Annotated in this window: 21 protein-coding genes; 13 read left to right on the plus strand and 8 right to left on the minus strand. The window is 58.7% G+C overall.

Annotated elements, in window-relative coordinates; genetic code table 11:
* Window positions 1-98: 98 nt before the first annotated feature.
* From N7U68_RS03640 to N7U68_RS03650, 3 genes are all read right to left on the minus strand, one after another.
* The gene (locus tag N7U68_RS03640; protein WP_263048250.1) at window positions 99-2,171 is read right to left on the minus strand and encodes an ABC transporter permease; all 2,073 of its coding nucleotides are present in this window, start codon (window positions 2,169-2,171) and stop codon (window positions 99-101) included.
* Window positions 2,168-3,235, minus strand: coding sequence for a quaternary amine ABC transporter ATP-binding protein (locus tag N7U68_RS03645; protein ID WP_165192100.1), 1,068 nt, complete (start codon window positions 3,233-3,235; stop codon window positions 2,168-2,170). Before N7U68_RS03645 ends, N7U68_RS03640 begins: the two co-directional genes overlap by 4 nt.
* Before the next feature lie 143 nt (window positions 3,236-3,378).
* The gene (locus tag N7U68_RS03650; RefSeq protein ID WP_263048251.1) at window positions 3,379-4,329 is read right to left on the minus strand and encodes an ABC transporter substrate-binding protein; all 951 of its coding nucleotides are present in this window, start codon (window positions 4,327-4,329) and stop codon (window positions 3,379-3,381) included.
* 169 nt (window positions 4,330-4,498) lie between these two features.
* Here N7U68_RS03650 and N7U68_RS03655 point away from each other — a divergent pair, with 169 nt between their 5' ends.
* From N7U68_RS03655 to N7U68_RS03685, 7 genes are all read left to right on the plus strand, one after another.
* Window positions 4,499-5,452: a GlxA family transcriptional regulator gene (locus N7U68_RS03655; RefSeq protein ID WP_263048252.1), complete on the plus strand. Its 954-nt coding sequence runs from the start codon at window positions 4,499-4,501 to the stop codon at window positions 5,450-5,452.
* 125 nt (window positions 5,453-5,577) lie between these two features.
* Window positions 5,578-6,720 (plus strand): aromatic ring-hydroxylating oxygenase subunit alpha, encoded by a 1,143-nt coding sequence (locus N7U68_RS03660; RefSeq protein WP_263048253.1) that lies wholly within the window; start codon window positions 5,578-5,580, stop codon window positions 6,718-6,720.
* Between the two features lie 68 nt (window positions 6,721-6,788).
* Window positions 6,789-8,324, plus strand: coding sequence for a choline-sulfatase (gene betC / locus N7U68_RS03665; protein ID WP_263048254.1), 1,536 nt, complete (start codon window positions 6,789-6,791; stop codon window positions 8,322-8,324).
* A complete protein-coding gene (locus tag N7U68_RS03670) occupies window positions 8,321-9,115 on the plus strand; it encodes an SDR family NAD(P)-dependent oxidoreductase (RefSeq protein ID WP_263048255.1) in 795 nt (264 codons plus the stop codon). The genes betC and N7U68_RS03670 overlap by 4 nt, the downstream gene beginning before the upstream one ends.
* 70 nt (window positions 9,116-9,185) lie before the next feature.
* The gene (kce, locus tag N7U68_RS03675; protein ID WP_263048256.1) at window positions 9,186-10,115 is read left to right on the plus strand and encodes a 3,5-dioxohexanoate:acetyl-CoA acetone transferase; all 930 of its coding nucleotides are present in this window, start codon (window positions 9,186-9,188) and stop codon (window positions 10,113-10,115) included.
* A 15-nt stretch (window positions 10,116-10,130) separates the two neighbouring features.
* A complete protein-coding gene (locus N7U68_RS03680; protein WP_263048257.1) occupies window positions 10,131-10,877 on the plus strand; it encodes an SDR family NAD(P)-dependent oxidoreductase in 747 nt (248 codons plus the stop codon).
* Complete coding sequence (locus tag N7U68_RS03685) at window positions 10,877-11,806, plus strand: 3-hydroxyacyl-CoA dehydrogenase NAD-binding domain-containing protein (RefSeq protein ID WP_263048258.1); 930 nt, start codon at window positions 10,877-10,879, stop codon at window positions 11,804-11,806. Before N7U68_RS03680 ends, N7U68_RS03685 begins: the two co-directional genes overlap by 1 nt.
* A gap of 57 nt (window positions 11,807-11,863) precedes the next feature.
* On the opposite strand, the gene N7U68_RS03690 is transcribed toward N7U68_RS03685, so the two are convergent.
* The gene (locus N7U68_RS03690; protein ID WP_373322955.1) at window positions 11,864-12,670 is read right to left on the minus strand and encodes an ABC transporter substrate-binding protein; all 807 of its coding nucleotides are present in this window, start codon (window positions 12,668-12,670) and stop codon (window positions 11,864-11,866) included.
* Between the two features lie 383 nt (window positions 12,671-13,053).
* On the minus strand, window positions 13,054-13,692 hold the full coding sequence (locus tag N7U68_RS03695) for a hypothetical protein (RefSeq protein ID WP_263048259.1): 639 nt from the start codon (window positions 13,690-13,692) through the stop codon (window positions 13,054-13,056).
* A gap of 206 nt (window positions 13,693-13,898) precedes the next feature.
* Here N7U68_RS03695 and N7U68_RS03700 point away from each other — a divergent pair, with 206 nt between their 5' ends.
* The 6 genes from N7U68_RS03700 to N7U68_RS03725 all read left to right on the plus strand — a co-directional run bounded on the left by N7U68_RS03700 (window position 13,899) and on the right by N7U68_RS03725 (window position 19,967).
* The gene (locus N7U68_RS03700; protein ID WP_263048260.1) at window positions 13,899-15,350 is read left to right on the plus strand and encodes a patatin-like phospholipase family protein; all 1,452 of its coding nucleotides are present in this window, start codon (window positions 13,899-13,901) and stop codon (window positions 15,348-15,350) included.
* 145 nt (window positions 15,351-15,495) lie between these two features.
* Complete coding sequence (locus tag N7U68_RS03705) at window positions 15,496-16,359, plus strand: FAD binding domain-containing protein (protein WP_263048261.1); 864 nt, start codon at window positions 15,496-15,498, stop codon at window positions 16,357-16,359.
* Window positions 16,356-16,832, plus strand: a complete 477-nt coding sequence (locus N7U68_RS03710) for a (2Fe-2S)-binding protein (RefSeq protein ID WP_263048262.1) — start codon at window positions 16,356-16,358, stop codon at window positions 16,830-16,832. Before N7U68_RS03705 ends, N7U68_RS03710 begins: the two co-directional genes overlap by 4 nt.
* A 1-nt stretch (window position 16,833) precedes the next feature.
* Window positions 16,834-19,074, plus strand: coding sequence for a xanthine dehydrogenase family protein molybdopterin-binding subunit (locus N7U68_RS03715; RefSeq protein WP_165192086.1), 2,241 nt, complete (start codon window positions 16,834-16,836; stop codon window positions 19,072-19,074).
* A 3-nt stretch (window positions 19,075-19,077) separates the two neighbouring features.
* Window positions 19,078-19,323 carry a MoaD/ThiS family protein gene (locus tag N7U68_RS03720; protein WP_263048263.1) on the plus strand — a complete coding sequence of 82 codons (246 nt, stop codon included), beginning with the start codon at window positions 19,078-19,080 and terminating at the stop codon, window positions 19,321-19,323.
* Between the two features lie 221 nt (window positions 19,324-19,544).
* Window positions 19,545-19,967, plus strand: coding sequence for a hypothetical protein (locus N7U68_RS03725; RefSeq protein WP_263048264.1), 423 nt, complete (start codon window positions 19,545-19,547; stop codon window positions 19,965-19,967).
* Between the two features lie 372 nt (window positions 19,968-20,339).
* On the opposite strand, the gene N7U68_RS03730 is transcribed toward N7U68_RS03725, so the two are convergent.
* From N7U68_RS03730 to N7U68_RS03740, 3 genes are all read right to left on the minus strand, one after another.
* Window positions 20,340-22,850 carry a GcvT family protein gene (locus N7U68_RS03730; RefSeq protein ID WP_263048265.1) on the minus strand — a complete coding sequence of 837 codons (2,511 nt, stop codon included), beginning with the start codon at window positions 22,848-22,850 and terminating at the stop codon, window positions 20,340-20,342.
* Between the two features lie 115 nt (window positions 22,851-22,965).
* The gene (locus tag N7U68_RS03735; RefSeq protein WP_263048266.1) at window positions 22,966-23,634 is read right to left on the minus strand and encodes a basic secretory family protein; all 669 of its coding nucleotides are present in this window, start codon (window positions 23,632-23,634) and stop codon (window positions 22,966-22,968) included.
* Window positions 23,635-23,814: 180 nt separating this feature from the next.
* Window positions 23,815-24,852, minus strand: coding sequence for a hypothetical protein (locus N7U68_RS03740; RefSeq protein ID WP_263048267.1), 1,038 nt, complete (start codon window positions 24,850-24,852; stop codon window positions 23,815-23,817).
* Window positions 24,853-24,925: the final 73 nt, after the last annotated feature.

Consider the following 24,925-nt stretch of genomic DNA (forward strand, 5'->3'; position numbering starts at 1 on the left):
CCCGGGTTTTGGCTGGACCTGCAATGCCACAGTCGCATGGGTTTTGACCAGAGGCGAAAACACCCCCGCCCGCGCCGCCACAGATCCGCACCGATGGACTACAGCCCAAGAGCCTTGCGCCGCTCGGTGGCAAATCCTTGTACCAGCCGGTCCGCAACCAATGCGAGGATTGCCATGCATGCCCCAGAGGTGATCCCTAGACCGACATCGGCCTGACCCAACGCCAGAAAGATCGACTGCCCAAGCCCCGTAGTTCCAATCAATGCTGCGATGACCAGCATTGCGAATGCATAGAGGATCGTCTGATTCAGCCCCAACAGGATCGTCGGTGCCGCATAGGGCGCGCGCACTTCCACCATGGTTTGCCAAGTGGTCGCCCCAGACGACACCGCCGCTTCAATCAGTTCATCCGGCGTCGTCACCAGACCGTGGCGCGTGTAACGGATCATCGGGACGATCGCGTAAAAGCAGATCGCGAGGAACGCAGAAAATTCACCAATCTGAAAGAACATCAGGACCGGGATCAGAAAGACGAACAGCGGGATCGTTTGCAGCATATCGCAAATCGGTTGCACAAACCGCCATGCCAGCGGGCTCATCGCGCAGAGCAGACCAATGGCACCGCCGACGATGGCACATGTAATGACGGCTGCGCCGGACAGGTATAGTGACAGCAGCGCCTTGTCCCATAGTCCACTCAGCAAAACGGCGACCAACATCAACACCGCGAACTGTGCCAGCTTGCGCCCCCCCGCGACCCAGCCAACGGCTCCAGCTCCGATCAGGATAAATGGCCACGGCAGATCGGTAATACCAGTTTCGACCACACCCGCCCCGATTACCAACATAACGCCCGCAGCAACATTGCCGCGCCATGCCAGTACCACACCCAGCGCCGCCGCTATGGCAAAGAATGCGAAACTCATGTTCTGGGTCCACTGAAACCCCCAAGTGAAAGGTAGCACCGCGCCATCAAGGCCGATGCGCAAAGGTAACAACCCATAAAACATCGCCCCGTTCTTGAGCGTATCAAGGCCCGAACCGTTCGCCACAGTGAATGCGCTCAACCCGCCATCCACCCAATCAGCAACAGGTTGCAGCAGAGTGAGCGACGCCGGATCAGGCAAGTGAGACCAGAACGCGAGCGCAATGACGCCGGCAATGGCAATGATTGCGCCTGAGATACGCCGAGAGTGGCGTCGACGATCCTCGGCCATCTGCCCGCTGATCCGGTCGATCACGATGGCAAACACCACGACCACCAGTCCCGCCAGCAACGCCTGACCAAACTGCGCCTTGCGCATGGTGAGCAGCACCTCCCAGCCGATATCATTGAACCCACCAATAACAGCGGCGATGATCACCATGCTGAGGGCGGCCATCAGGCATTGGTTCACTCCGACCATGATTTGTTGGCTGGCTGACGGTATCTCGACCAGAAACAGCTGTTGCATGCGGGTGCCCCCCGACATGATTGCCGCCTCCTTGATGTCGGTTTCCACACGCTCCAACCCCAACATCACGTTGCGCGCCATCGGCGGCGCGGCATAGATCGCACTGGCGATCAGGCCGACAACAGGGCCAAAACCAAAGAGCAGCAGAAGCGGTGTGAGATAGGCGAATGTCGGCACGGTCTGCATCACGTCCATCAGTGTCTGAACGGCGTTGCGCACGCGTGGGATTTCATTGGCCAAAATGCCCACCCCGCCGCCGATCAGCAGGGCCAGAGGCACCGAAACGGCCACCAGCGACAGGGTATTCATGCTCTCATTCCAATAGCCGGAACTGACGACAAAGCTAAGCCCCAAGAAGGACAGCGCCGCCAGCGACCAACCCCCGACATACCAGCCAAGCGCCGTCACCAGTCCGATCGTCAAAGGCCAGGGGATGCCATTGAACAACACATTTGCCCACTCCATCGGGTAGGCCAGAATGCCCGAGAATACCCGCGCCACAGGCTTGATCAGATTAAGGAACCAACCGAGCGATGCGCCGATCCATTCCGAGGCGGGCAGCGTCCAACTGTCTGGAAACTTGACCAGCCACGGCCAGATCGGCGCCAAAGCCATGCACAGTGCGCCGACAACCAGCACCACCAGCGCCGCCTTGGTGCCCGTGGTCAATAGACGCCCCCCCTGCAAGGTGGCAAAGCCGGTGTCCAGCGCACTCATGTCTCTTCTACCTGCAATGCGGCGGCCAGATCAGAGGGATGCACGACACCGATCACCCTACCCTGCGCGTCATGCACGGGAACCGGCTCATATAGCGAGATGCACGCGCCCAGTGCTTCCTCCAGCGTCATGTCCTGACGGATGCCCGGATCGTCTGGCATGTTGTCCGGGGCTTCGCTGAGGGGTCTGAGGACCGAACTGATGCGCGCATGCCGTCCCTTGACCACGTCCTTTGAGAACTCTCGCACATAATCATCGACCGGTTTCAGCACGATCTCGGTCGGGGTGCCGATCTGTACGATGCGCCCGTCGCGCATGATGGCAATCCGGTCGGCGATTTTCAGTGCCTCGGCGATATCATGGGTGATAAAGACGATAGATTTCTTCAGCGTCGCCTGAATATTGATAAATTCATCCTGCAACTGCCGACGGATCAGGGGGTCAAGCGCGCTGAACGGCTCGTCCAGAAACCAGATGTCCGGGTTCACGGCCAGACTGCGCGCAATACCCACCCGCTGCCGCTGGCCGCCTGACAGCTGCCTTGGGTATGACGCCTCGCGCCCGTCCAGCCCGACGAGGTTGATCACCTCATGCGCACGTGCCAATCGGTCGCGCTTGCCCTGCCCTTGCATTTTCAGTGGAAAGGCGACGTTTTCAGCCACAGTCATATGCGGAAAGAGACCGAAATGCTGGAATACCATCCCCAGTTTGCGACGACGCAACTCGATCATCTGCGCCTTGCTCGCCTCAAGGATGCTTTGCCCGTCGATGTCGATCTGCCCGCCCGTCGCCTCGACCAGACGCGAGATACAGCGCACGATGGTCGATTTACCCGACCCCGACAGGCCCATGATCACGAACAACTCACCGCGATTGACGTCAAAACTGGCATCCTGCACCGCCGGAATCAGCCCATCTTGCCGCAATCTGTCCGCTGCGGTTTGCGCGTCGCCCCCCGATGCGTTCAGCGCCTCTTTGAGCTTTGACTTGGCGTTCGGGCCAAAGACCTGCCAGACCCCTCGACAACTGATCGCCGGTTGATCCGCGCGTGTGTCATCATTCATCTTGGTCCCCTGATTTCATTAGCTGAAATTCTGTTGTTCAAAACAACGCGCCCCAGGTTTGCCTTGGGGTCGTGCGCGCAAAGGGCGCGAAGGCCCCGGCAAAAGAGCCGGGACGCTTCCGTTTTCAGTGTCCGCGTCGCAGATCAGTTGGTCGCCGCGTCAACAACCGGCTTCCACTTGTCCTCGTTGGCGCCCATCCATGCCGCTACGGCCTCTTCGACAGATTGGCCTTCTACGTCGATCTTCCCCATCAGCGGCTGTTGATCTGCCACATTCAGGGTAAAATTCGCCAAGATTTCAGCAGCGGCTGGCCATTTCTCGTCAAAGCCAGACCATGTCGCCTTGAAAATGCGCGTCGGCGCAAAATCACAGTCGTTGACAGCGTTTGGATTCGGGCCCCATGCCGGGTCCTCGAAACATGCGGGCTCGCCCACCGGCAGATCAACGAACTGCACGTCATAGGCCGACATCGCCCAGTGCGGCTGCCAGAACGTAATCAGCAATGGTGATTTCTTTTCAGTCGCGGCACGCAGTTCCGTGATCAACGCACCTTCGGAGCCTGCGGGAACGGCCTTGAACGGCAGATCAAAACCCGTCATGCGATCCGCGCCGGGCGTTCCCCAGTCGGCGGGATAATCCACCAAACGCCCCATCGGCAGCGTCTCAGCCGTGGCAAACTGGCCAGCGCAATCCTTCAGCGCCTCCCAAGCCGGCAGGCCCGGACAAATTTCTGCCACGTGGGCCGGATATGCGATGCCTTCCTTGGCATCCAGTCCCAGATCGCCGATCTCGGTCACGCCACCGGCTTCGACCTGTTTGGCATAATCGTCAGAGACGTTCGAGGACCAGATTTCCATCGCGCCGTGGATTTCGCCATCAGACATCGCCTGATACATATTCATGTAACCAGCCGTCACGTATTCGACGTTATAGCCAGCCTTTTTCAGCATCTCGCCCGCGACATGCGTCGAAACATGCTGACCGGTCCATTCATTGATCGCCAGTTTAATCGGCTCGTCGACCGCGCCCATCTCGGCGGCGTGAACACCGCCCGCGATAGCGGCAATAGCGATGCCGCAGCTCAGATATTTCATTATAGTCTCCCTGATTGTTTTTTGTTCGTTGCTTTTGTTCGTTGAAGTATTGCAGGTCGTCGCGTCGCAAAATGCTTGTTTTGGTCCCCTTTTTTGCATCAATAGTCATATGAGCCGAATTTCGCAATCACCATGCAAAATCATCATTATCGTGACGCCGCATTTTAACATGTCGGCAACCATGGGATTTGTCGATCCGTTTCGCGTCGCAAACTATCTGGGGGGCACATCGCGTTTCCGTTGGCAGATCGTATCAGAACGCGGCGGTCCCTGCCCAGCCAGCAACGGAACCGAACTGGGAACCATCCCCCTGTCGCAAGTGCAGGGGCAAAGCGCCGATATCGTCATTGTGTCGTCCAGCTGGGCACCCGAGACACATAACAGCACCCCACTGCATGCAGCATTGTGGCGATGGGCCGGTCAGGGTGCCACGCTGGGCGCGCTGGATACCGGTGCCTTTATTCTGGCTCAGGCTGGTCTGTTAAAGGAAAAGCGCGCAACTGTTCACTACGAGCATATCGACGCCTTCGGTGAAATGTATCCTGACATTGAAATGAGCGAAGATTTATTCATTTTCGATGGCAATCGCATCAGTTGTGCAGGTGGATCAGCCAGCGTGGACTTTGCATTGAATATCTTACGCGGTGCGTTGGGTGACGGTCAGGCGAACGCTGCGGCGCGGTATCTCTTTCACCCCAGCGTTCGCCCTGCGGGCAGTCAGCAGAATGCCGGTCCGATGGAACCATTGGGCAATACTGCACCGCGTATAGTGAAACGTGCCATCACCTTGATGGAGAAGAACTTGGAAACGCCGATTCCAATTGCCGATGTCTGCAACTTGATCGGCATCTCGCATCGCCAGCTCAATCGGCTCTTTCGGACATATGTCAAGAAAACACCGGCGCTCTACTATCGCGATATCCGGCTGGACAGGGCGCGGGGCCTGGTTACCCAGACCGACATGGCAATGGCCCAGGTCGCGGTCGCCTCTGGCTTTGCCAGTCAGGTGCATTTCAGTCGTGCCTATCGTGACCGTTTCGGCCTGCCCCCCCGGCGCGACCGCGTAGAGGGGCGCGTGCCGTTCGAGTTTCGCGCATGGCCGCTGCACCGTAAGGCGAAATAGGCCGTCTGCCACAATGTCTATAAAAGTTCAGATCAAGGCGAGCGATGCACATTTATCGGCGCGTGCTGCGACATTCTGACTGCAGGTTCGGGGCCGTTACCCCGAAATGTAACCGGAGCGTCGTCATGTCAGCCATTCTCAGCCAATCCGACTATGATCATATCAGCCAAGGCTACTCCGCCGACAGTGGCAGCTCGCAATCATTGCGCGCAGAAGCATACACCGATCAGAAATGGTTCGACGCAGATTTGCGCGCGGTTCTGGCCCGTAATTGGCAATGGGTCTGCCATGTCGAGGCATTGCGCGAGCCGGGCAGCTACTTCACCGCACAGATCGCCGGGCAGCCCGTCGCCATCGTGCGTGACCGCGAGGGCGTCCTGCGCGCGTTCTACAACGTCTGCAAACACCGCGCCCATGAATTGTTGAGTGGTCGCGGCACAACCTCACGTATCATGTGTCCCTATCACGCGTGGGTCTATAAACTGGATGGCCAGTTGGTGCGCGCGCCCGAAACAGAACATCTGACAGACTTCGACCCCAAGGAAATCTGCCTTGATGCGGTGCAGGTCGAGGAATTCTGCGGCTTCATCTACGTAAACCTCGACCCTAACGCCGTCTCGCTCGCCGAGCAGTCCGGCGATCTGGAAACAGAAATCCGACACTGGGCACCCGATATTGACCAACTGACCTTTGGGCGTCGGCTGACCTATGACATCAAATCGAACTGGAAGAACGTCGTCGATAATTTTCTGGAATGTTACCACTGCCCGACCGCGCACAAGGATTTCTGCGACCTTGTTGATATGGATACCTACAAGGTGACAACATACGGCATCTATTCATCGCACATGGCAGAGGCCGGCAATACCCCCAACAGCGCCTATGACGTCAGCAACGCGACGGTGAAAACCCATGCCGTCTGGTGGCTGTGGCCAACAACCTGCCTGATGCGTTATCCGGGGCGGTCGTCGATCATCGTGCTGAACGTGATCCCCATGGGGCCGGATCGGACACTGGAAACCTATGACTTCTATCTGGAGACGCCGGATCCTGACCCGATGGAGCAGGACGCAATGCGCTACATTGATGAGGTGCTGCAGGTCGAGGATATAGGTCTGGTTGAAAGCGTCCAGCGTGGCATGAACACGCCTGCCTTTACCCAAGGCCGGATTGTCAACGACCCGTCCGGGTCTGGGAAATCCGAACATGCCGTGCACCATTTTCACGGCCTCATCCTAAATGCATATCAAGCCGCAAGCCGTTTATAGAAAGAGAAAATTCCTATGAGTTTTCTTCATTCAATTTTCTTCAGACGAAGAAAATTCAGGACATGTCCATGACAAAACCGAACATCGCCATAATCATGGCCGACCAGCTTGCCCCGCATTTCTGCGGCGCCTATGGCCATCCGATCGCCAAAACGCCGCATATGGATGCGCTGGCCGCGCGTGGCATGCGCTTTGACGCTGCCTATTGCAACGCGCCGCTTTGCGCGCCCTCGCGTTTTGCATTCATGTCGGGGCAGTTGATCAGCCGCATCGCCGCCTATGACAATGCCAGCGAATTCCGCGCCAGCGTTCCGACATTCGCGCACTACTTAAAAGCTTTAGGATATCATACCTGTTTATCAGGAAAAATGCACTTTGTCGGCCCTGACCAAAAGCATGGTTTTCAGGACCGTGTAACCACGGACATCTACCCCGCTGATTTCGCCTGGACACCCGATTGGGAAGCGCCGGACGAACGGATCGACAAGTGGTACCACAACATGCAGACCGTAAAGGAAAGCGGCGTTGCGCAAGCCACCTATCAAATCGACTATGATGATGAGGTGGGGTTTGCGGCACGCCGCTGGCTCTTTGATCGCGCCCGTGACCGTGTTTGCGGAACCGACACGCCATTTGCATTGGTCGCCAGCTTTATCCATCCTCACGACCCCTATGTTGCCCGGCCAGAATTCTGGAACCTCTATAACGATGATGACATCGACATGCCCGCCCATATCATCGCCCCAGAGGATCAGGATCCATTCTCGCGCCGGGTGATGGACGGGATCGAAGCATCCTACATACCGCTCACAGACGAAGAGGTTCTTCGGGCCCGCCGCGCCTATCTGGCCAATGTCAGCTACTTCGACAGCAAGATCGGCGAACTCGTCCGCACGTTGGAAGAAACTGGCGCGCTGGAGAATACCGTGATCATCGTCACCGCAGATCACGGCGACATGCTTGGTGAACGGGGCCTGTGGTACAAGATGAACTTCTTCGAACATTCGGCACGGGTGCCGCTGATCATGGCCGGGCCGGGCATCGTGCAAGGCAGCGCGCCAAACGCCTGCTCACTCGTTGATATTCTGCCGACACTGGTTGAGATCGCCGGTGGCAGCCCTGATATGTTCGGCGAACCGGTTGATGGTCGATCCTTGCTGCCGTTGGCACGCGGTGAGCCGGATACACAGGATTTGGCAGTCGGCGAATATTGCGCCGAAATGACCCCTGCGCCAGTCTTTATGATCCGACGCGGCGCGCTAAAGTACATCCACTGTGACGTGGACCCACCGCAGCTTTATGATTTGGCACGCGACCCGGCAGAGATCACCAACCGGGCACGCGATCCCGATTACCAAGAGGCCGCAGCGGGATTCGCAGCCGAAGTGGCGGAACGATGGGATTCTCCCTCCCTGCGCGCAGATATCATCGCTACGCAGAAATCACGCCGCGCCCTGCATGCCGCTATGGAGGCCGGTGCCGGTGACACATGGGATTACAACCCGCCCAGCGATGCAAGCCAGCAATATGTCCGCAATCACATGGACTGGACTGTGGCCGCCGCGCGCTACCGTTATCCCCCGCTCAAGGAGACTGAAGAATGATGTTGAAAGGCAAGACCGCCCTCGTGACCGGCGGACGCGGCGGTATCGGTCGCGCCATCTGCGCACGTTTCCTGCGTGAGGGTGCCACTGTTTACGCAGCCGACGTCAGTGAGGCAGGGTCGCTCGGCGCACATGACGCTGATGGGACCCGGTTCATTCACCTTGATGTAACATCCGAGAACGCAGCAAAGGCAGCGATGGCACAGGTTGCCGACGATGAGGGAAAGCTGGATATTCTGGTCAATGCGGCGGGTATTGAGATTGAAAAGACCATCGAGGATACCACCCTTGAAGAATGGAACCTCAGCTTCGCCGTCAATGCGACAGGCACCTTCCTGACCAGCAAATACGCCTTGCCTCTGATGCGCGCGGCCGCGAAATCGGGCATCAGCGCCAGCATCATCAATTTCGGCTCCTACGACGGATTTATCGCCGATCCTGGCCTTGCCGCCTATTGCGCGACCAAGGGCGCGGTTCATGCCCTGACCCGCGCAATGGCCTGCGATCACGGCCCCGAAGGGATTCGGGTCAACGCAATCTGCCCCGGCTACATCGACACACCGATGTTGCAGAGCTTCTTTACCGGTGACGGATCGGGGGCCGGTGGCAAATCGATCGACGCGCTACAGCAGGCGGTGCGCGATGTGCACCCCATGCGCACCTATGGCACGCCAGAAGACATCGCCAATCTGGTTAACTGGCTGGCCTCAGATGAGGCCCGCTATGCCTCCGGTCAGCTCTGGGTGCTGGATGGAGGGTTGAGCGCGCAGGTTCAACAGATGCGCCTGTGATTGTGGTTATGGGCATCGCGCGTAGTTTTGTAAAAAGGAAGGGCCAAGGCGCCCGTTTGAGGAACGCTACATGAGCAAACCGGTCATCATCACATGCGCGCCCACAGGTGGCATTCACACGCCCACTATGTCCGAGCATCTGCCAATCACACCGACCGAAATCGCGCAGGCCAGCATCGAGGCCGCCGAGGCCGGCGCGTCGATCATCCACCTGCATGCCCGCAATCCAGAGGACGGCAGGCCGGACGCCGATCCTGAACTCTTCATGGATTTCCTGCCGCGCATTAAACAGGCGACGAATGCCGTGATGAACGTCTCGACCGGCGGGGGACTGGGCATGACGCGAGAACAACGGTTGCGCGCTGCACTGCGTGCCAGCCCGGAAATGGCGTCAATGAACATGGGGTCGATGAATTTCGGGATTTTCCCCATGAAGGACAAGTATTCGGACTGGAAACACGCCTGGGAACCCGAGTTTCTGGACATGACGCGCGATTTTATCTTTCGCAACACGTTCGCCGACATCGAATTCGCGATGAAGGAATTGGGCGAAGGACATGGCACAAAGTTCGAATTCGAGATCTACGATCTGGGCCATCTCTACAATCTGGCCTGGTGCATTGATCAGGGCTGGATCAAACCACCCTTTTTCTTGCAGATGGTGTTTGGCATTCTGGGGGGCGTCGGCGCGGATTTGGACAATCTGATGCACATGCACACCATTGCCGAGAAACTCTTTGGCGCCGAATACGAATGGTCGGTTTTGGCAGCGGGTCGGCACCAGATGCCCTTTACGACCCAGAGCGCTCTGTTGGGTGGAAATTTGCGGGTTGGGCTGGAGGACAGCCTCTATATAGGACCCGGCCAGAAGGCGACGTCGAGCGCACAGCAAGTCAGGAAAATCCGGCAAATCATTGAAAATCTCGGCCTCACCATCGCCACTCCAGACGAGGCGCGCATGCGTCTTGGCCTCAAGGGGGGCGATCAGGTTGCGTTCTAGACGAGGAGCAGTGAAATGAACGACGACATTGCAATTGTCACCGGTGGTGGGCGTGGGATCGGCCGTGCCATCGTCGACCGTCTCCTTGCGGATGGGTACAAGGTGGTTACATGCGGTCGCGGTACCCGACCAGACGATCTGGGGGCAGAGGTGGTGTGGGTGCAGGCTGACGTGGCCAGCCCCGACGACGCCGCAAAGATCGTCGACAGCGCCGCCTCGCACGGGACGATCAAGTTGCTGGTGAACAACGCCGGCGTTCAGGTTGAGAAAACAGTCCGCGACAGTACAGATTCCGATTGGGATTTAGTCGTCGGCCCGAATTGCCGGGGCGTGTTCAACATGTGCCGGGCAGTTCTGCCGGGGATGGAGGCCCAAGGCGGTGCGATCGTGAATATCGGTTCGATCTCGGGGCATGTCGCGGATCCATCCATGGCGCTTTACAATGCGTCCAAGGCATTCGTTCATGGGCTCACTCGCTCTATCGCGGTGGATCACGGCCCGAAGGTGCGTTGCAATGCGGTCTGTCCGGGGTGGATCATGACCGAAATGGCCGAAGACGGCTTTGCACTGGCCAACGATCCGCAAGCGGCGATGCGCGATGCGCTGGCGCGTCATCCGGTTGGCCGGATGGGCACGCCCGAAGACATCGCCAACATCGTCGCATGGCTGGGGTCGGATCAGGCCGCTTATGTCAGCGGAGCAACCCTTACCGTCGATGGCGGCATGACGGCGGCTTCCCCTCTCAATCCGGGACTGTTCTGATGGAATTTCAACATGCCTCAGCCTTGGGCGCCGGAGTAATCGGGGCCAGCTGGACCGCGCTTTTCCTAGCGTCGGGGCGATCCGTGGCGGTTTATGATCCTTCTCCGAATGCGGAAAAGATGGTCCGCGACTACATCGACACGGCTTGGCCTACATTGACCGAATTGGGTCTGACCGATCGCGGAACGCCGGACGCAGTTACCTTTCACCAGAATGCCGGTGATGCCGTCGAGGGCGCTGCGTTCATTCAGGAAAGCGTCCCTGAGCGGCTGACAGTCAAGCACGCTCTCTTCGCCGAGATCGAGCCAAGGATGGCGCGCGAGGCAATCATCGCCAGTTCGGCGTCGGGTCTCACGCTGGGTCAAATGCAGCCGGGTTTTGCCGACCCATCTCGACTGGTGTTGGGGCATCCGTTCAACCCGCCGCATCTGGTGCCGCTGGTCGAGGTGATGGGAAACGAGGCCACTGCGCCGGGGGTCGCGGATGCAGCAGCCCGCTTTTACGAGGCCGTGGGTAAGGTCACGATCCGCGTCCATCGCGAAGTACCCGGTCATGTGGCCAACCGTCTGCAAGCGGCGGTTTGGCGCGAGGCGATCCATCTGGTGCAATCAGGCGTCGCCTCGACCGGCGACGTGGACAAGGCCATGGCCGCAGGTCCGGGGCTGCGGTGGGCAGCGATGGGGCCGACGACGCTGTTCAGTCTCGGCGCAGGACCCGGGGGCATGCAGGCGTTCTGCGACCATTTCCGCGACACATTCAATGGCTGGTGGGACGATCTGGGCAAGCCCTATCTGGACGACGAAACGATTGCGGTGATCGTCGCGGGTGCGGCAGAGGCGGCCAATGGTGCCAGCCACGCAGAGCAATCAGCGCAACGCGATGCGATGATTACCGCGATGCAAAAGGCGCTGCGCCCGTTTCGTAAATAGCGCCAAAGGATGACGGCGGGATGCGCGAACACCCCGCCGCTGTGGCCCTGCCCCGGCTCAGCTATTGGGTTTGGCGTTAAAGGTGAACAACTGCTCGCCAGCCACGCGGTATCCATCAATCAGTTCGGCCGCGCGCGCCGAGGTCAACCACTCTTCCAGCTCAACAGCCAAGTCCGCTTTGACATGGGCATGCTTTTGCGGGTTCACTGGCAGGAATGCGTACTGGTTGAACAGGACGGGATCACCGGCAAAGAGCAGCGCGAGATCGCCCTTGTTGCCAAAATTGAGCCAACTGGCGCGATCTGCCAAAATGTAGGCGTTCATGCCGGCCGCCGTGTTCAGCGCAGCGCCCATACCCGCACCCACGGCGCGATACCACTCGCCTTCGGGATTGACGTCGGCAGCCGCCCATAAGCTCAGCTCTTTTTTGTGCGTCCCGCTATCGTCCCCGCGGCTGACAAACGGTGCCTCGACTGCGGCGATTGCACCCAGCGCATCTGTGGCCATGGCCGCGTTTGCCGCACCCGCCGGGTCATCGGACGGGCCAACGACAACGAAATCGTTATACATGATCTCACGTCGGTGCGTGCCGTTGCCGCCCGCGACAAAGGCCTCTTCTGCGGCTTTGGCGTGTACTAGGATCGCATCAACATCGCCCGCCTCCCCCAAGCGTAGCGCCTGACCGGTGCCGACCACCAAGAGCTGCACGTTAATGCCGGTGTCTGCCTTGATCTCGGGTAGCAGAACATCGGCAAGGCCAGAGTTGTGAAACGATGTTGTAACCGCCAGCTTCAGATCTTCGGCGCGCGCCAAGGGGGTCATCAGTAATGCGGCAAGCGCCGCGGCCATGAGGTGTTTCAGCATCATATTTTTCCTTCACTCGATAATGTTATTCACAAAAACAGGTACATGTCTGCACGGATCACGCTGTCAAAACGGCAGGTTTCCCCCCGCTTTGCGCGGCAGGTCATGCCGCGAGAGCGACACGTCATTGGTCAGTTGCCCTGCTTGCCTCACCGCCGTCGGACGGGGGCCTCCGGCAGCGCGCGGTCGACAAATCATGATCTCCAGACAGTCTGGGGGATGCAAACGGAAATGGCGATCCGTGATGAACAGGTCATCCGACAATTCTGACATGCTGGTGGCTCGTAGGTCAGTTAGTATTCACCGGTACACAAACCATCAATGCAGAGTCCGAGCGACCGCAAAGACGCCACAGGTACCTGCGTTTCCGACAGGCGCGCCGCTCAGTTTGTGACCAAAGAGTACTGTGTTCCATTGCCCTTGTTGATCACCTGAATAGTAAATTCTGCCGTCGCCGACGGTTTCCACCCGCAATAGGCAATATCGGTGATGTCGGTATCGGAACAAACCAGCCGCCCTGCGCCATCGTAGACGAACAGATCAAGGTTGGACTGTCCTTGCCCTTCGACGTAGATCTCGGCATAGGCACCGCCCTCAAACGGCACTTGCGGGTATTTGTGGTCCTTCGCCGCAGCGATCGCCGTGCTGGAATAGACCGGCCCTCCCGGTACGCCTTTCACGTCTGTAAAGCGCACGTCCTTTACCAGCTGCTCCATCACTGGGTCACCTTGGGCAAGCATCGCCGCGGCGTTCAGCATGGCCTCGGCACTCAGTGGATCGGCCCCTTCTGCACTGCCGCCTTCGGGGGCAAGCGCACGAAAAGTCAGCGGAACGGTCTTTCGCATCTTTGCAGCAACGATCAGCATCAATGGATCCTGATCGGCAAGACCAGCCCTGTAGATCATTCGCGACGCTTCCAGCCGCTTGATCGGGGTTATTCCGCCTAGGTCGCCTGCCGCAGCAGGCACTACCATGCCAAAGGCAAGGGCCACAGGTGTCAACAGGTTCAGAAATCGCAACATATACCATTCTCCTCGTCATGTTGACGCACCGCAGTCTGCGCCCTGCCATATCATATCGCCGCAGACGAAACTCTATCAACCTCCGGTTTGCCATACCTTGTCTTGTGGGGACGCACTGCAAGAACACCGCAAAAGGACTTTGCGCGGGCCGCGCGCTGCATTAGCGTGACCGCGCGACGCAAAAGGCGCACAACCGGAGCAAAACCATGTGGACGAGGTCGAGAATCGCGATTGCTGCTGCGGCACTGATCCTGATCGGCTGCTCTGCAACCAACGCGCCGATCAACTCCAGCCTTTCGAGCAGCGACAACCAACTTGATATCAGCTTGGAGTCGAACGCGTTCCAAAGCGACGATGGCATCTATATCGGCCTTGCATTTTCCGGGGGCGGCACTCGTGCCTCGGCCTTTGGCTATGGAATGCTGCAAGAGTTGCGCGCCACCGCGCATGATCAGTATGGTCGCGACGGTTTGTTAAAGCACGTCAATCTGGTGTCCGGCGTTTCCGGAGGATCGGTTACAGCGGCCTACTATGGGCTGCACGGACCAAAGGGGCTTGATAGCTACCGGGAACGGTATCTGACCCAGAACGCCGAAAAGTACATGTCTAACTCTCCGTATAATCCGTTCACCATCGCGCGAGGATTGGCGGGCGGTGCCAATGGCCGAAACACTTTTGCGCGGTTCTTGGACGAAAGCATCTTCGGCAAGGCGACCTTTGCAGATCTGGCAAAACGCGGCCATGCGATCACGTGGATCAACGCCGCAGATGTGGCAAACAATACGCCGTTCCTGTTTTCCCCCGAAACGTTCAATGCCCTGTGTTCGGATCTGGGAACGCTGCCTGTTTCCGAAGCCGTCGCTGCCTCTGCCGCCTTTCCGCTGGTCTTTTCGCCCATCGTGCTGGAGGCCCATAGCGAGGCGTGCGACTATTCGGAACCTGACTGGCTGACAGCGGCACGGTTCAACCCCGAAGCGGCATCAGCCATGCGGGCTTATGGTCAAACGCTGGAAAGCTATCGCGACCCGGACAAAGTTAAGTATGTGAAATTGCTGGATGGAGGGATCACCGATAATTTCGGCACAACCGGCCTGACGATGGCAAGAGCGAAATCCGAAACGCCATATGGCCCCCTGAGCGCGCAGGAAGCGGTAAAGTTGCGGCGCATGCTGTTTCTGGTGGCAAATGCTGGCGTGCAGTCAGACTACAAGTGGTCGAAAAAGCAAAAAGGCCCCGGAGGCCTGCAACTTGCCATGTCGATTGCGAACTCATCCATGTCTTCAGCCACACGCGTTGGCTATGATCTGATGCGGCTCTCGCTGGACGACTGGGTAAAGGATCTGACCGAATTCCGCTGTGGTCTTAGCCGCGCCGAAGTGCGTCGTCTGCGCGGATCACTCGATGGATGGGATTGCAGCGACGTGAAGCTCTTTGTCGGGCAGATTTCATTTCATGACGTCGCAGACGACGAACGCGAAAAATTAAACGCGATCCCGACACGGCTGCGCCTGAAATCCGAAGAGGTCGATCTGGTAATCTCAGCCGCCCGCGAGGCGACCCGCAGCAATCCCGAGCTGAACGGTTTTTTACGCAGCATCGACGGGTATTCAGCGCGATCCATCGCGGCCACCGGCGCACGGCGGATCACCCCGCAATAGCCGCGCAAAATTTGTGTGGTAAGGCCCTGCGTTTTCTATGGAGTTTTTCTTGCCTCGCGCATTGCGGGTTCGGTCCATTTGCGCTTTACTCTGGCCAAACGATGGGCGCCCATGCGCCGATAAAAAGGGGATGGAACGTCACGCCATGCAATATCTTAAACCTCAAACCGCTGCCGAAGCCGCCGACATTCTGGCACAAAATGCCGGCAAAGCCCGCATTCTGGCCGGTGGAACTGACCTGCTGGTGCAGATGAAATCCGGCATGGTAGAGCCGGAAATGATCGTCGACATCAAGCATCTAGATGGAATGCACGACATCACCGAAGAAGATGGCGGCTATCGCATCGGCGCGGCTGTGCCAGGGATTAAGCTCGGCCAACATGCCGGGGTCGTTGCGCTATGGCCCGGCGTCGTGGAAGGGTGCGAATTGATCGGCTCGACACAGGTTCAGGGGCGCTGCACGATGGTCGGCAATCTTTGCAACGGATCACCGGCCGCCGACAGTGTGCCCGCTATGGTCGCCGCCGCTGCCATCGTGCGGATCGCAGGACCAGACGGCACACGCGATTGCGACGTGATCGACATCCCGACCGGACCGGGTAAAATCTCGCTCAAGCCGGGCGAGTTCGTCACTTCGGTTTTCCTGCCCGCACGCTCTAAACGAGCTTCTGACGCCTATCTGCGGTTCATCCCGCGCACCGAAATGGATATCGCCGTGGCCTCCGCTGGTATCAGTCTGGAATTAGCGGATGATGGCACGATTTCTGCCGCACGCGTCGTCCTTGGTGCCGTTGGCCCCAAAGTGATGCTGGTCGAGGATGCCGCAAAGGCCATCATCGGCACCAAGCTGGAAGATGCTGCCATCGACGCGCTCACCGCAGCCTGCCGGGCCGCAGCCTCGCCCATCGACGACAAACGCGGCACTGTTGAGTTCCGCACCCATGTAGCGGGTGTATTGGCCAAGCGAGCCGCCCGCATCGCAATGCAACGCGCCGGAGACAAGTCATGAAGAACATTCACGTATCCACGACCGTCAACGGCGACGAGGTCGAATTCGTCTGTCCCCCGAATGAAACACTGCTTGATGCACTACGCGACCGGGTGGGCCTGAAGGGCGCCAAAGAAGGTTGCGGCACGGGCGACTGTGGTGCCTGTACCGTCGAAATGAATGGCGAGATCGTGTGTTCGTGCCTTATATTGGGGGCCGAGGCGCAGGATGCCGAGATCAAGACCGTCGAAGGCATGTCCACTGGCGACGCACTGCATGCCCTGCAACAGAGCTTTATCGACAACGCCGCACTGCAATGCGGGATCTGCACACCGGGCATTCTGGTCGCGGCCAAGACACTGCTAGAGCGCAACCCTGACCCGTCCGAGACGGAAATCCGCTATTGGCTGGCCGGCAACCTCTGCCGCTGCACCGGCTATGACAAGATCATCAAGGCCGTGCAAGTCGCTGCCGCCGATATGAGAGGGGCATAAAATGAACTTCCCTGCGAAAACCAAGACTGATTTCAAGGTCGTCGGCACCCGCGTCGCCCGCCCCGACGGTGTGGACAAGGTAACGGGCCGCGCGCTCTACGGCGCGGATTTCTCGGTCCCCGGCATGTTGACGGGGCGCGTACTGCGCTCGCCCCATGCCCATGCGCGTATCAAAGCCATAGACATCTCTGCCGCCGAAGCGTTGGCCGGGGTTAAGGCGGTGATCACCTCTGATGATTTCGATGTGCCCGAGGATGACTTTCTGCGCGACGTACAGGACAACTGTATCGCGCGTGGCAAGGCGCTTTATCATGGCCACGCGGTTGCGGCGGTCGCGGCCAAAGATGCCGAAACCGCACGCGCCGCCCTCAAGCTGATCAAGGTCGACTATGAAGTGCTGCCGCATGTCACGGATGTCGATGCCGCGATGGCCGCAGATGCCCCCGTGGTGCAAGAAGGCCGTGCAGACGAAAGCGTGCCAGAGGGCTGCGGGCCGAACGTCACCAATTTTCACGAGTTCGGGCACGGTGATCTGGAGGCAGGCTTTACCAAAGCCGATCTGATCCTCGAGCGCAGCTTCAAAACAGAGGCCACGCATCAGGGCTATATCGAGCCTCACGCCTGCCTTGCCACTATGGCCGATGGCCGTGGGGATCTGTGGTGTTGCACCCAAGGACAGTTCTTTGTGCGAGAGCTTTGCGCCGGGATCATGGGGATGGAAGCCAGCCAATTGCGCGTCACTGCATCCGAAATCGGCGGTGGTTTTGGCGGGAAAACAACCGTGTTCATCGAACCCCTCGCCCTTGCGCTCAGCCGCAAATCCAACCGCCCGGTCAAGATCGTGATGACCCGCGACGAAGTGTTCCGCGCCACAGGCCCGACAGTGTCATCATCGACAGACGTAAAGATCGGCATGACCAAGGACGGACGTATCACCGCTGGCGACGCGCAATTGCGTTATCAGGGCGGCGCGTTCCCCTGCCAAACGGTCAGCTTCGGCGCTCAGGCTGCGTTTGCCGCCTATGATCTGGAGGCCGTGCGCACCCAAGGCTGGAACGCGCTGGCCAACCGGCCCAAGGAAGCCGCGTATCGTGCCCCCGGCGCGCCGGTGGCAATTTATGCCGTCGAAAGCGTTGTGGATGAACTTTGTCAGGAACTGGGTCTCGATCCAATGGAAGTGCGCCTGAAGAACGCCGCGCGCGATGGCACAAAAGCGTCCTATGGACCAACCTTCGATCAGATCGGTCTGGTCGCAACATTGGAGGCCGCTCAGGCCCACCCCCACTACACAGCCCCGCTGGGCGAGAACCAAGGGCGCGGAATCAGTTGCGGGTTCTGGTTCAACTTTGGTGGAAACACCTGCGTTTCACTGAACCTTAACAATGACGGCACTGTGGGCATCACCGAAGGCAACCCAGATATCGGTGGCTCCCGTGCGTCGATCTCGATGATGGCAGCCGAAGAACTGGGCATCCCCTATGACAAAGTGCGCACAGTAATCACCGATACCAACAGTCTGGGCCACAATGACGTGACCGACGGATCTCGCGTGACCTTTGCAGTAGGACTGGCGACCATCGAAGCCGCACGCGCCGCGATCCAGGTCATGTGCCGACGCGTCGCCAAGATCTGGGGGATCGACGAGGAAGCGGTGTACTGGGAAGACGGTTATGCCAAGCCTTCCGGGCCAAATGCGGGCAATTTCGATCCCATGAGCATTGCCGAGATCGCCGCCATCGCATCCGAAACCGGCGGACCGATTGCCGGGCATCATGAAGTCAACGCCGAAGGCGCCGGCGTCAGCTTTGGCGTGCATCTGGCGGATGTGGAGGTCGATCCGGAAACCGGTGCCACCAAAGTCGTACGATACACCGTGTTTCAGGATGCTGGTAAGGCGGTCCATCCCGACTATGTCGAGGGCCAGATGCAGGGCGGTTCGGTGCAGGGCATCGGTTGGGCGCTCAACGAAGAGTACATCTATGGTGAGGATGGCAAGCTGCAAAATGACGGCTTCCTTGACTACCGTGTCCCGGTCGCCTCGGATCTGCCGATGATCGATACGGTCATTCTGGAGATCCCGAACCCCGGCCATCCCTATGGTGTGCGTGGCGTGGGTGAAACGTCGATCGTGCCCCCCCTCGCGGCACTCAGCAACGCCGTCAGCCGCGCGGCAGGCATCCGTCTGCACGAACTGCCAATGTCACCGCCGAAGATCCTCAAGGCGATGATGTCGAAGGGCTGAACCATGGTGACTGTCGCGCTTTGGGGATCGTTGCGCGACCTTGCGGACGGGCGGGAAGAAGTCGAGGTGGAGGCCAGCAACTTCAAAGAGTTGCTGGACACTCTTCAACGTGACTACCCTGCCCTTGGGCCGCAGATTAAACGCGGCGTGTCCGTCGCCATCGACGGGCGCGTTTACCGCAATTCATGGTTCACGGAGATCAGGCCCGACAGTGAGGTCGTGCTGATGCCCTACATGAAGGGGGGTTGAGTGCCTGTCTTGGAAGGTGGCCGTGCGAGCGCCTGTAAATACTTAAGCCGAACGTCCGCTGTGCGGGACAAAGCTGCCGTTCAGTAGTTTGAATCAAAGGTCTGCTTTACCTCGAAAAATCGTTACTAGAAGTCGCGCTTGACGGTATAGTCGGGTTTTGTTGTCGAGATCGGTAGGAGAATGATCTTTCACAAGGCATCGAGCATTTTGGAGAGCGAAATATGGGCGAGTTAATCGCATTCCTCGTGCTACTCGCCATTGGCGGAGTGACCCATCTTGTAATGGGACCGTCGCCGGGCGCGCATCTTTTGGATACCAATAAGGGCGATAGAGTGCCTGTCGATGAGCTTTCAGAGAAATCGAAAATGGGCGTATCCGCCGTTCATGCGGTCCTGGTCCGACAAAGTGGCAATATCTACCGAGAACTCGGTTCATTCGTGACGGCAGAATATGCACTAGCCGAAATACAGAAGTCGTTCCGGCGCGCAAAAGTTGATGAAGTTCGGATCACCCATTCGGATGAAGAGTCGATGGCTCTATATCGCAGCATATATGATTTCACTGGAAGGGCCGAAGGCAAAAAACTTGCTGGCGCTAGGATCGTTCGCGTCGGTGAGGGTCGCGAAAGCTGGCTGACAATTTGAAAAGTGTCCAATCGACTAGTTGTCATTACCAAAAGCGGACCTCTGCTGCGGTACAGAAAGCGAGAACTATGGGCTCCAAGCAGACATTTGCGCGATACTCCCAGCCCTAGCCGTGCGGTCGCCAGACCGTGGGGTGGCGACGCAACAGTCCATTTGGCCACTTTATGCCAGCCAAGCCTCTCCGACATAAGCAGCGGCAGCACCACCTCTCGAAATCGCCAGCCCGTCACACCGAAGGCGTGCCAACAAAAGCTGCGCATCTTTGGTACGACAGGCGGTCTCCCTCTCGTCGATTGCAAGCAATCGCCTGCCGGGCAGCGGGCAATCGCGCGGCGGCCCGAGGGGCCGCTGTTCCGCGCGATGGCCCTGCCCTCACCCGTCCTTGCGGATCACCTCGTTCTTCGGATCATAGGGGCTGTCCTCGGTCACGGTTGCGTCCCACAGCTTGTCCATGATCTTGACCTTCAGCACCGTGCCCGGCACGACCAGTTCGGGGCGGATATAGCCCATGCCGATGCTCTTGCCGAACGCCACAGAATAGCCGCCCGATGTCAGACGCCCGACCCGTTCGCCGTCCGCAGTGTAGAGCACTTCGCGCCCCCACGGATCGGCATCGTCCGGCCCGTCGATCAGCAAGGTGCAGCATTTGGCGCGCACGCCGGTTTCGACCAGCTTATCCTTGCCGTGAAATTCCTTGTCCAGATCAACAAAGCGCGGCAGATCAGCCTCCAGCGGCGTCGCGTCGCGCCCCAGTTCATTGCCGAAGGCGCGGTAGGATTTCTCTTGTCGTAGCCAGTTCTGCGCGCGCGCGCCGACCAGCTTCATCCCGTGCTTTTCCCCCGCGCCCATCAGCAGATCAAAGAGATAGTTCTGCATCTCCATCGGGTGATGCAGTTCCCAGCCCAATTCACCGGTATAGGCGACACGGATCGCGTTGACCGGGCACATGCCCAGCTCGATTTTGCGTGCCGTCAGCCACGGGAACCGCTTGTTGCTGAGCGCGGTCGCCGGATCTGCGTCTTTGATCACCTCATTCAGGACATCGCGCGATTTCGGACCCGCGATGGCGAAAACGCCCCATTGCGTCGTAACGTCCTGAATTTCGATATAGCCGAACTCCTCCATCTTATCCTCGGCGGCCTTGCGCAGGAAATCGGCGTCATATTCCGTCCATGCCCCGGCAGAGACGAGGTAATAGTTGTTCTCGCCATTGCGCACGATGGTGTATTCGGTGCGCGTCGTGCCGTTCGCGGTCAGCGCATAGGTCAGGTTGATCCGGCCCACTTTCGGCAGTTTGTTACAGGTGAACCAATCAAGGAACTGGGTTGCGCCCGGCCCCTTAACGACATGCTTGGTAAACGCCGTCGCGTCGATCAGGCCGACGCCCTCTCGGATCGCGCGGGCTTCGTCCACGGCATATTGCCACCAACCGCCACGGCGAAAGCTGCGCGCGTCATGGTCAAAGTTTTCCGGCGCGTCGAGCGGGCCGAAATAGTTAGGCCGTTCCCAGCCATTGACGAACCCGAACTGCGCGCCACGCGCCTTTTGCCGATCATAGGCGGGCGCCGTGCGCAGCGGACGGCACGCCGGGCGTTCCTCGTCCGGATGGTGCAGGATATAGACGTGGTCGTAGCATTCCTCATTCTTGCGCGCTGCGAACTCGGTCGTCATCCAGTTGGACGAGTACCGTTTGGGATCAAGGCTCGCCATATCGATCTCGGCCTCGCCGTCGACCATCATCTGCGCTAGAAAATACCCAGTTCCGCCTGCCGCAGTGATGCCAAAGCTGAATCCTTCGGCGAGCCACATATTACGCAGACCCGGCGCGGGACCAACCAGCGGGTTGCCATCGGGCGTGTAGCAGATCGGACCGTTGAAATCATCCTTCAGGCCGCTTTCCTCGCAGGACGGGATGCGGTGGATCATTGCCATATATTGCTCTTCAATGCGCTCCAGATCGAGCGGGAACAGATCGGCACGAAAGCTGTCGGGCACCCTATGTTCAAAGACGGCCGGGGCGTTCTTTTCATAGACGCCAAGAATCCAGCCGCCGCGTTCTTCACGGACATAACTTTGGGCGTCGGCGTCACGGATCACCGGATGCTCGGGGTTGCCGGCTTCTTTGCGAAATTCGACCAGTGCGGGATCTGTGTCCATAACGATGAACTGATGCTCGACCGGGATCGCAGGCATCTTGATACCCAGCATCTTGGCCGTGCGTTGCGCATGGTTGCCGCTGGCGGTCACAACATGTTCTGCCGTAATAACGATCTGTTCGTCAGAAGGGACAAGGTTGCCGCCTTTCTCGACCATCTTCGAGCAGGTCACTTCCCAATGCGTACCTGTCCAATGGAACCCGTCAGCCTGCCACTTGCGTTCGATCATTACACCGCGCTGGCGGGCACCTTTGGCCATCGCCTGCGTCACATCGGCAGGATTAATGTAGCCATCCGTATTGTGATACAGCGCGCCCTTCAGATCGGATGTGTTGATCAGCGGCCATTTTTCCTTGATCTCATCCGGGGTCAACCAGACATAGGGAACACCGCATGTCTCGGCTGTCGACGCGTAGAGGCGGTACTCGTCCATCCGCTCTTCGGTTTGGGCCATCCGCAGGTTGCCCACCACGGCAAAACCGGCGTTGAGGCCAGTCTCTTGTTCCAGAGTCTTATAGAAATCGACCGAATATTTGTGAATATGGGTCGTGGCATAGCTCATGTTAAAGAGCGGCAGCAGCCCCGCTGCATGCCATGTGCTGCCCGATGTCAATTCATCACGCTCTAACAGCATCACATCATCCCACCCAGCCTTTGCGAGGTGATAGGCAATGGACGTACCGACGGCACCGCCACCGACAACAAGAGCTTTGACTTGGGTTTGCATGAGACCGTCTCCCTGGCGCATATGTTATCCTGCTTTTATCATGCCAGCGGAACCGCGCGCAGCCCAGCCGACCTAAGGCGATGCAAAACCGACGCGTGGCATTCAAAACGACGCCTTACCGGGCGAGCGACGCATCCAGCCGATCGAGTGGGAAATAGGGCGACAGGATTGTGCGCAGGTGGGCGCGCCGCGCGTTGGCAGGATCGTATAGCGCATAGCACAGATAGTCTTCCAGCAGTGCCGCCTGCTGTTCGTACCCGTATTCGAGGAACGCCGTCCCATCTTTGGGGACATAGAAATAAGGGTCGAGATTGACGAGGCTTTCCAAGGCGGCACGAACGGGGTGATAATGCGTCCGATTGCGGTTCTGCCATTGCCAAACATGCACCAATTCATGCGCCATCACCAATGCCTGCGGAAAGAGCGCATATTGGGGCCAGCCTGCCGCCAGGTCGGGCTGGTAGAGGTCAGTGACGAAATGGACGCGATTGAAGAGCGCCCATGCAGGTGGCGGTCCCGAGGCCGCTTGCGGCGCGGTTCTGTCGCATGCCCCCTCATGTGGTGGGCTGTCGACCGGTAGTGATCTGGGAACCCGATGCGATTTCGTGGGCGGGGCGGCAAAGCCCATATCCTGCGCCACCCTCACTTTGCCCGCATCAAGGCTCGGCCCGAGGATATCGGCGGCAAAGGCGCGCTCATTGGGTGTCAGCGCACGCGAACAGCCGCCCAACGCAATCACAAGACAGGTCGTCAACAGTACCGCATGCCCCGAGAAACGCGCCATGTTCCGCCTGACACCCGCGCTACGAACACGCATGTTCTATAGATATAATAACGCCGCATAGTGTGGAATTCATGGCAGGCCCCTTTCCCACCAAAACCATCGCGCGTTTTTACACGCAGGCCAAGGGGCCGTGGAATGAAATCTGCGCGCCTTAGGACGCTGTATCGCGCGTAACTGGCATCAATCGGTGCCACAGAACTTGCCAACACTACTGGTGCGACAGGTGTCCGAATTCAGTTGGAGCCGCTTTGCACCGGACTTTGCCTCATCCGACTTATCGTCAGATGACTGATCAAGGCTGGTAAAAAGCCCACCTTCCTTGCCCTGACGCTCAAGCCGCTTGGCCGCGATCTCCTTGGTTTCACTCGTTGCTTTCGCCACGCGATTGGCGGTTTCGGCCGCTGCTTTTTCTAGCTGCGCGGCGCGGGTCAAAAAGATCGCGCGCTTTTTCGCGCTGATTGGGCGGGCATCACTACCGATACCACTGGCAGGCTTTTCCTGCATTGCATTCAGCGCATCATAGTCGATGGCCAGTAACAGATCGAGCAGTGTCTCGTGATTACCGTCAGCATAGGCCGTGATTGCAATGTCATCACCGATATAGCCGCGCGCAAAGATCGGCAGGTTGCCACTGCTGTCAAATTCGTCACGTTTGGACGCATAGAATGTCACACCAGCGATTTCACCCATGATGATCGGGCGGCCGCTCTGACGCAGCATGACATTGGCGCGGGCAGGATCGTTTTCCAGTTTTTCAGCAAATATTCGACCCGTGGACGGATTGTGAGTGGCTGACAGACGGATCGTGCCCGTTGCCCCGACATATTCCCATACATCGCGTTCCGCGCGTGCATTTTCCTTACCAGCCATCATTGATTTGGCCGCGGTCATTGCCGTGCTTTCGTTGAATTTACTCAGCAGCGTCGCTTTGAGACCCACCATGTCCGCATCACCGAAAACACCAGTATCCTCGGGCGACCAGCTGCGCCGGGTCCAACCATTTGGCGCTTCGGGCAGGTAGGTTTTGGCCAACACCTTTGGCGTCTCTGGTGGTGTCCCCACCAGTGCGCCGACGCGCGTGGATACGGACTGGGTGTAATCCGTCATGGAGTATTCGCCCGGCCCTTTCCCCAAAGCCTGCGCTTGGGAAATGTAATCAACCCCGGCAACCGCACATGCGGCGACCGCGGCAAAACCGAGTGCAAATTTGTTGATCATTTCGGCTACTCCTGTCGCGTCGTTCGGCGGCAGTGTCCCCGATAAATCTGGCAAAATTGGGATGCTTGACTGG

The sequence above is a fragment of the Roseovarius pelagicus genome (genome assembly GCF_025639885.1).
GTDB lineage: Bacteria > Pseudomonadota > Alphaproteobacteria > Rhodobacterales > Rhodobacteraceae > Roseovarius > Roseovarius pelagicus.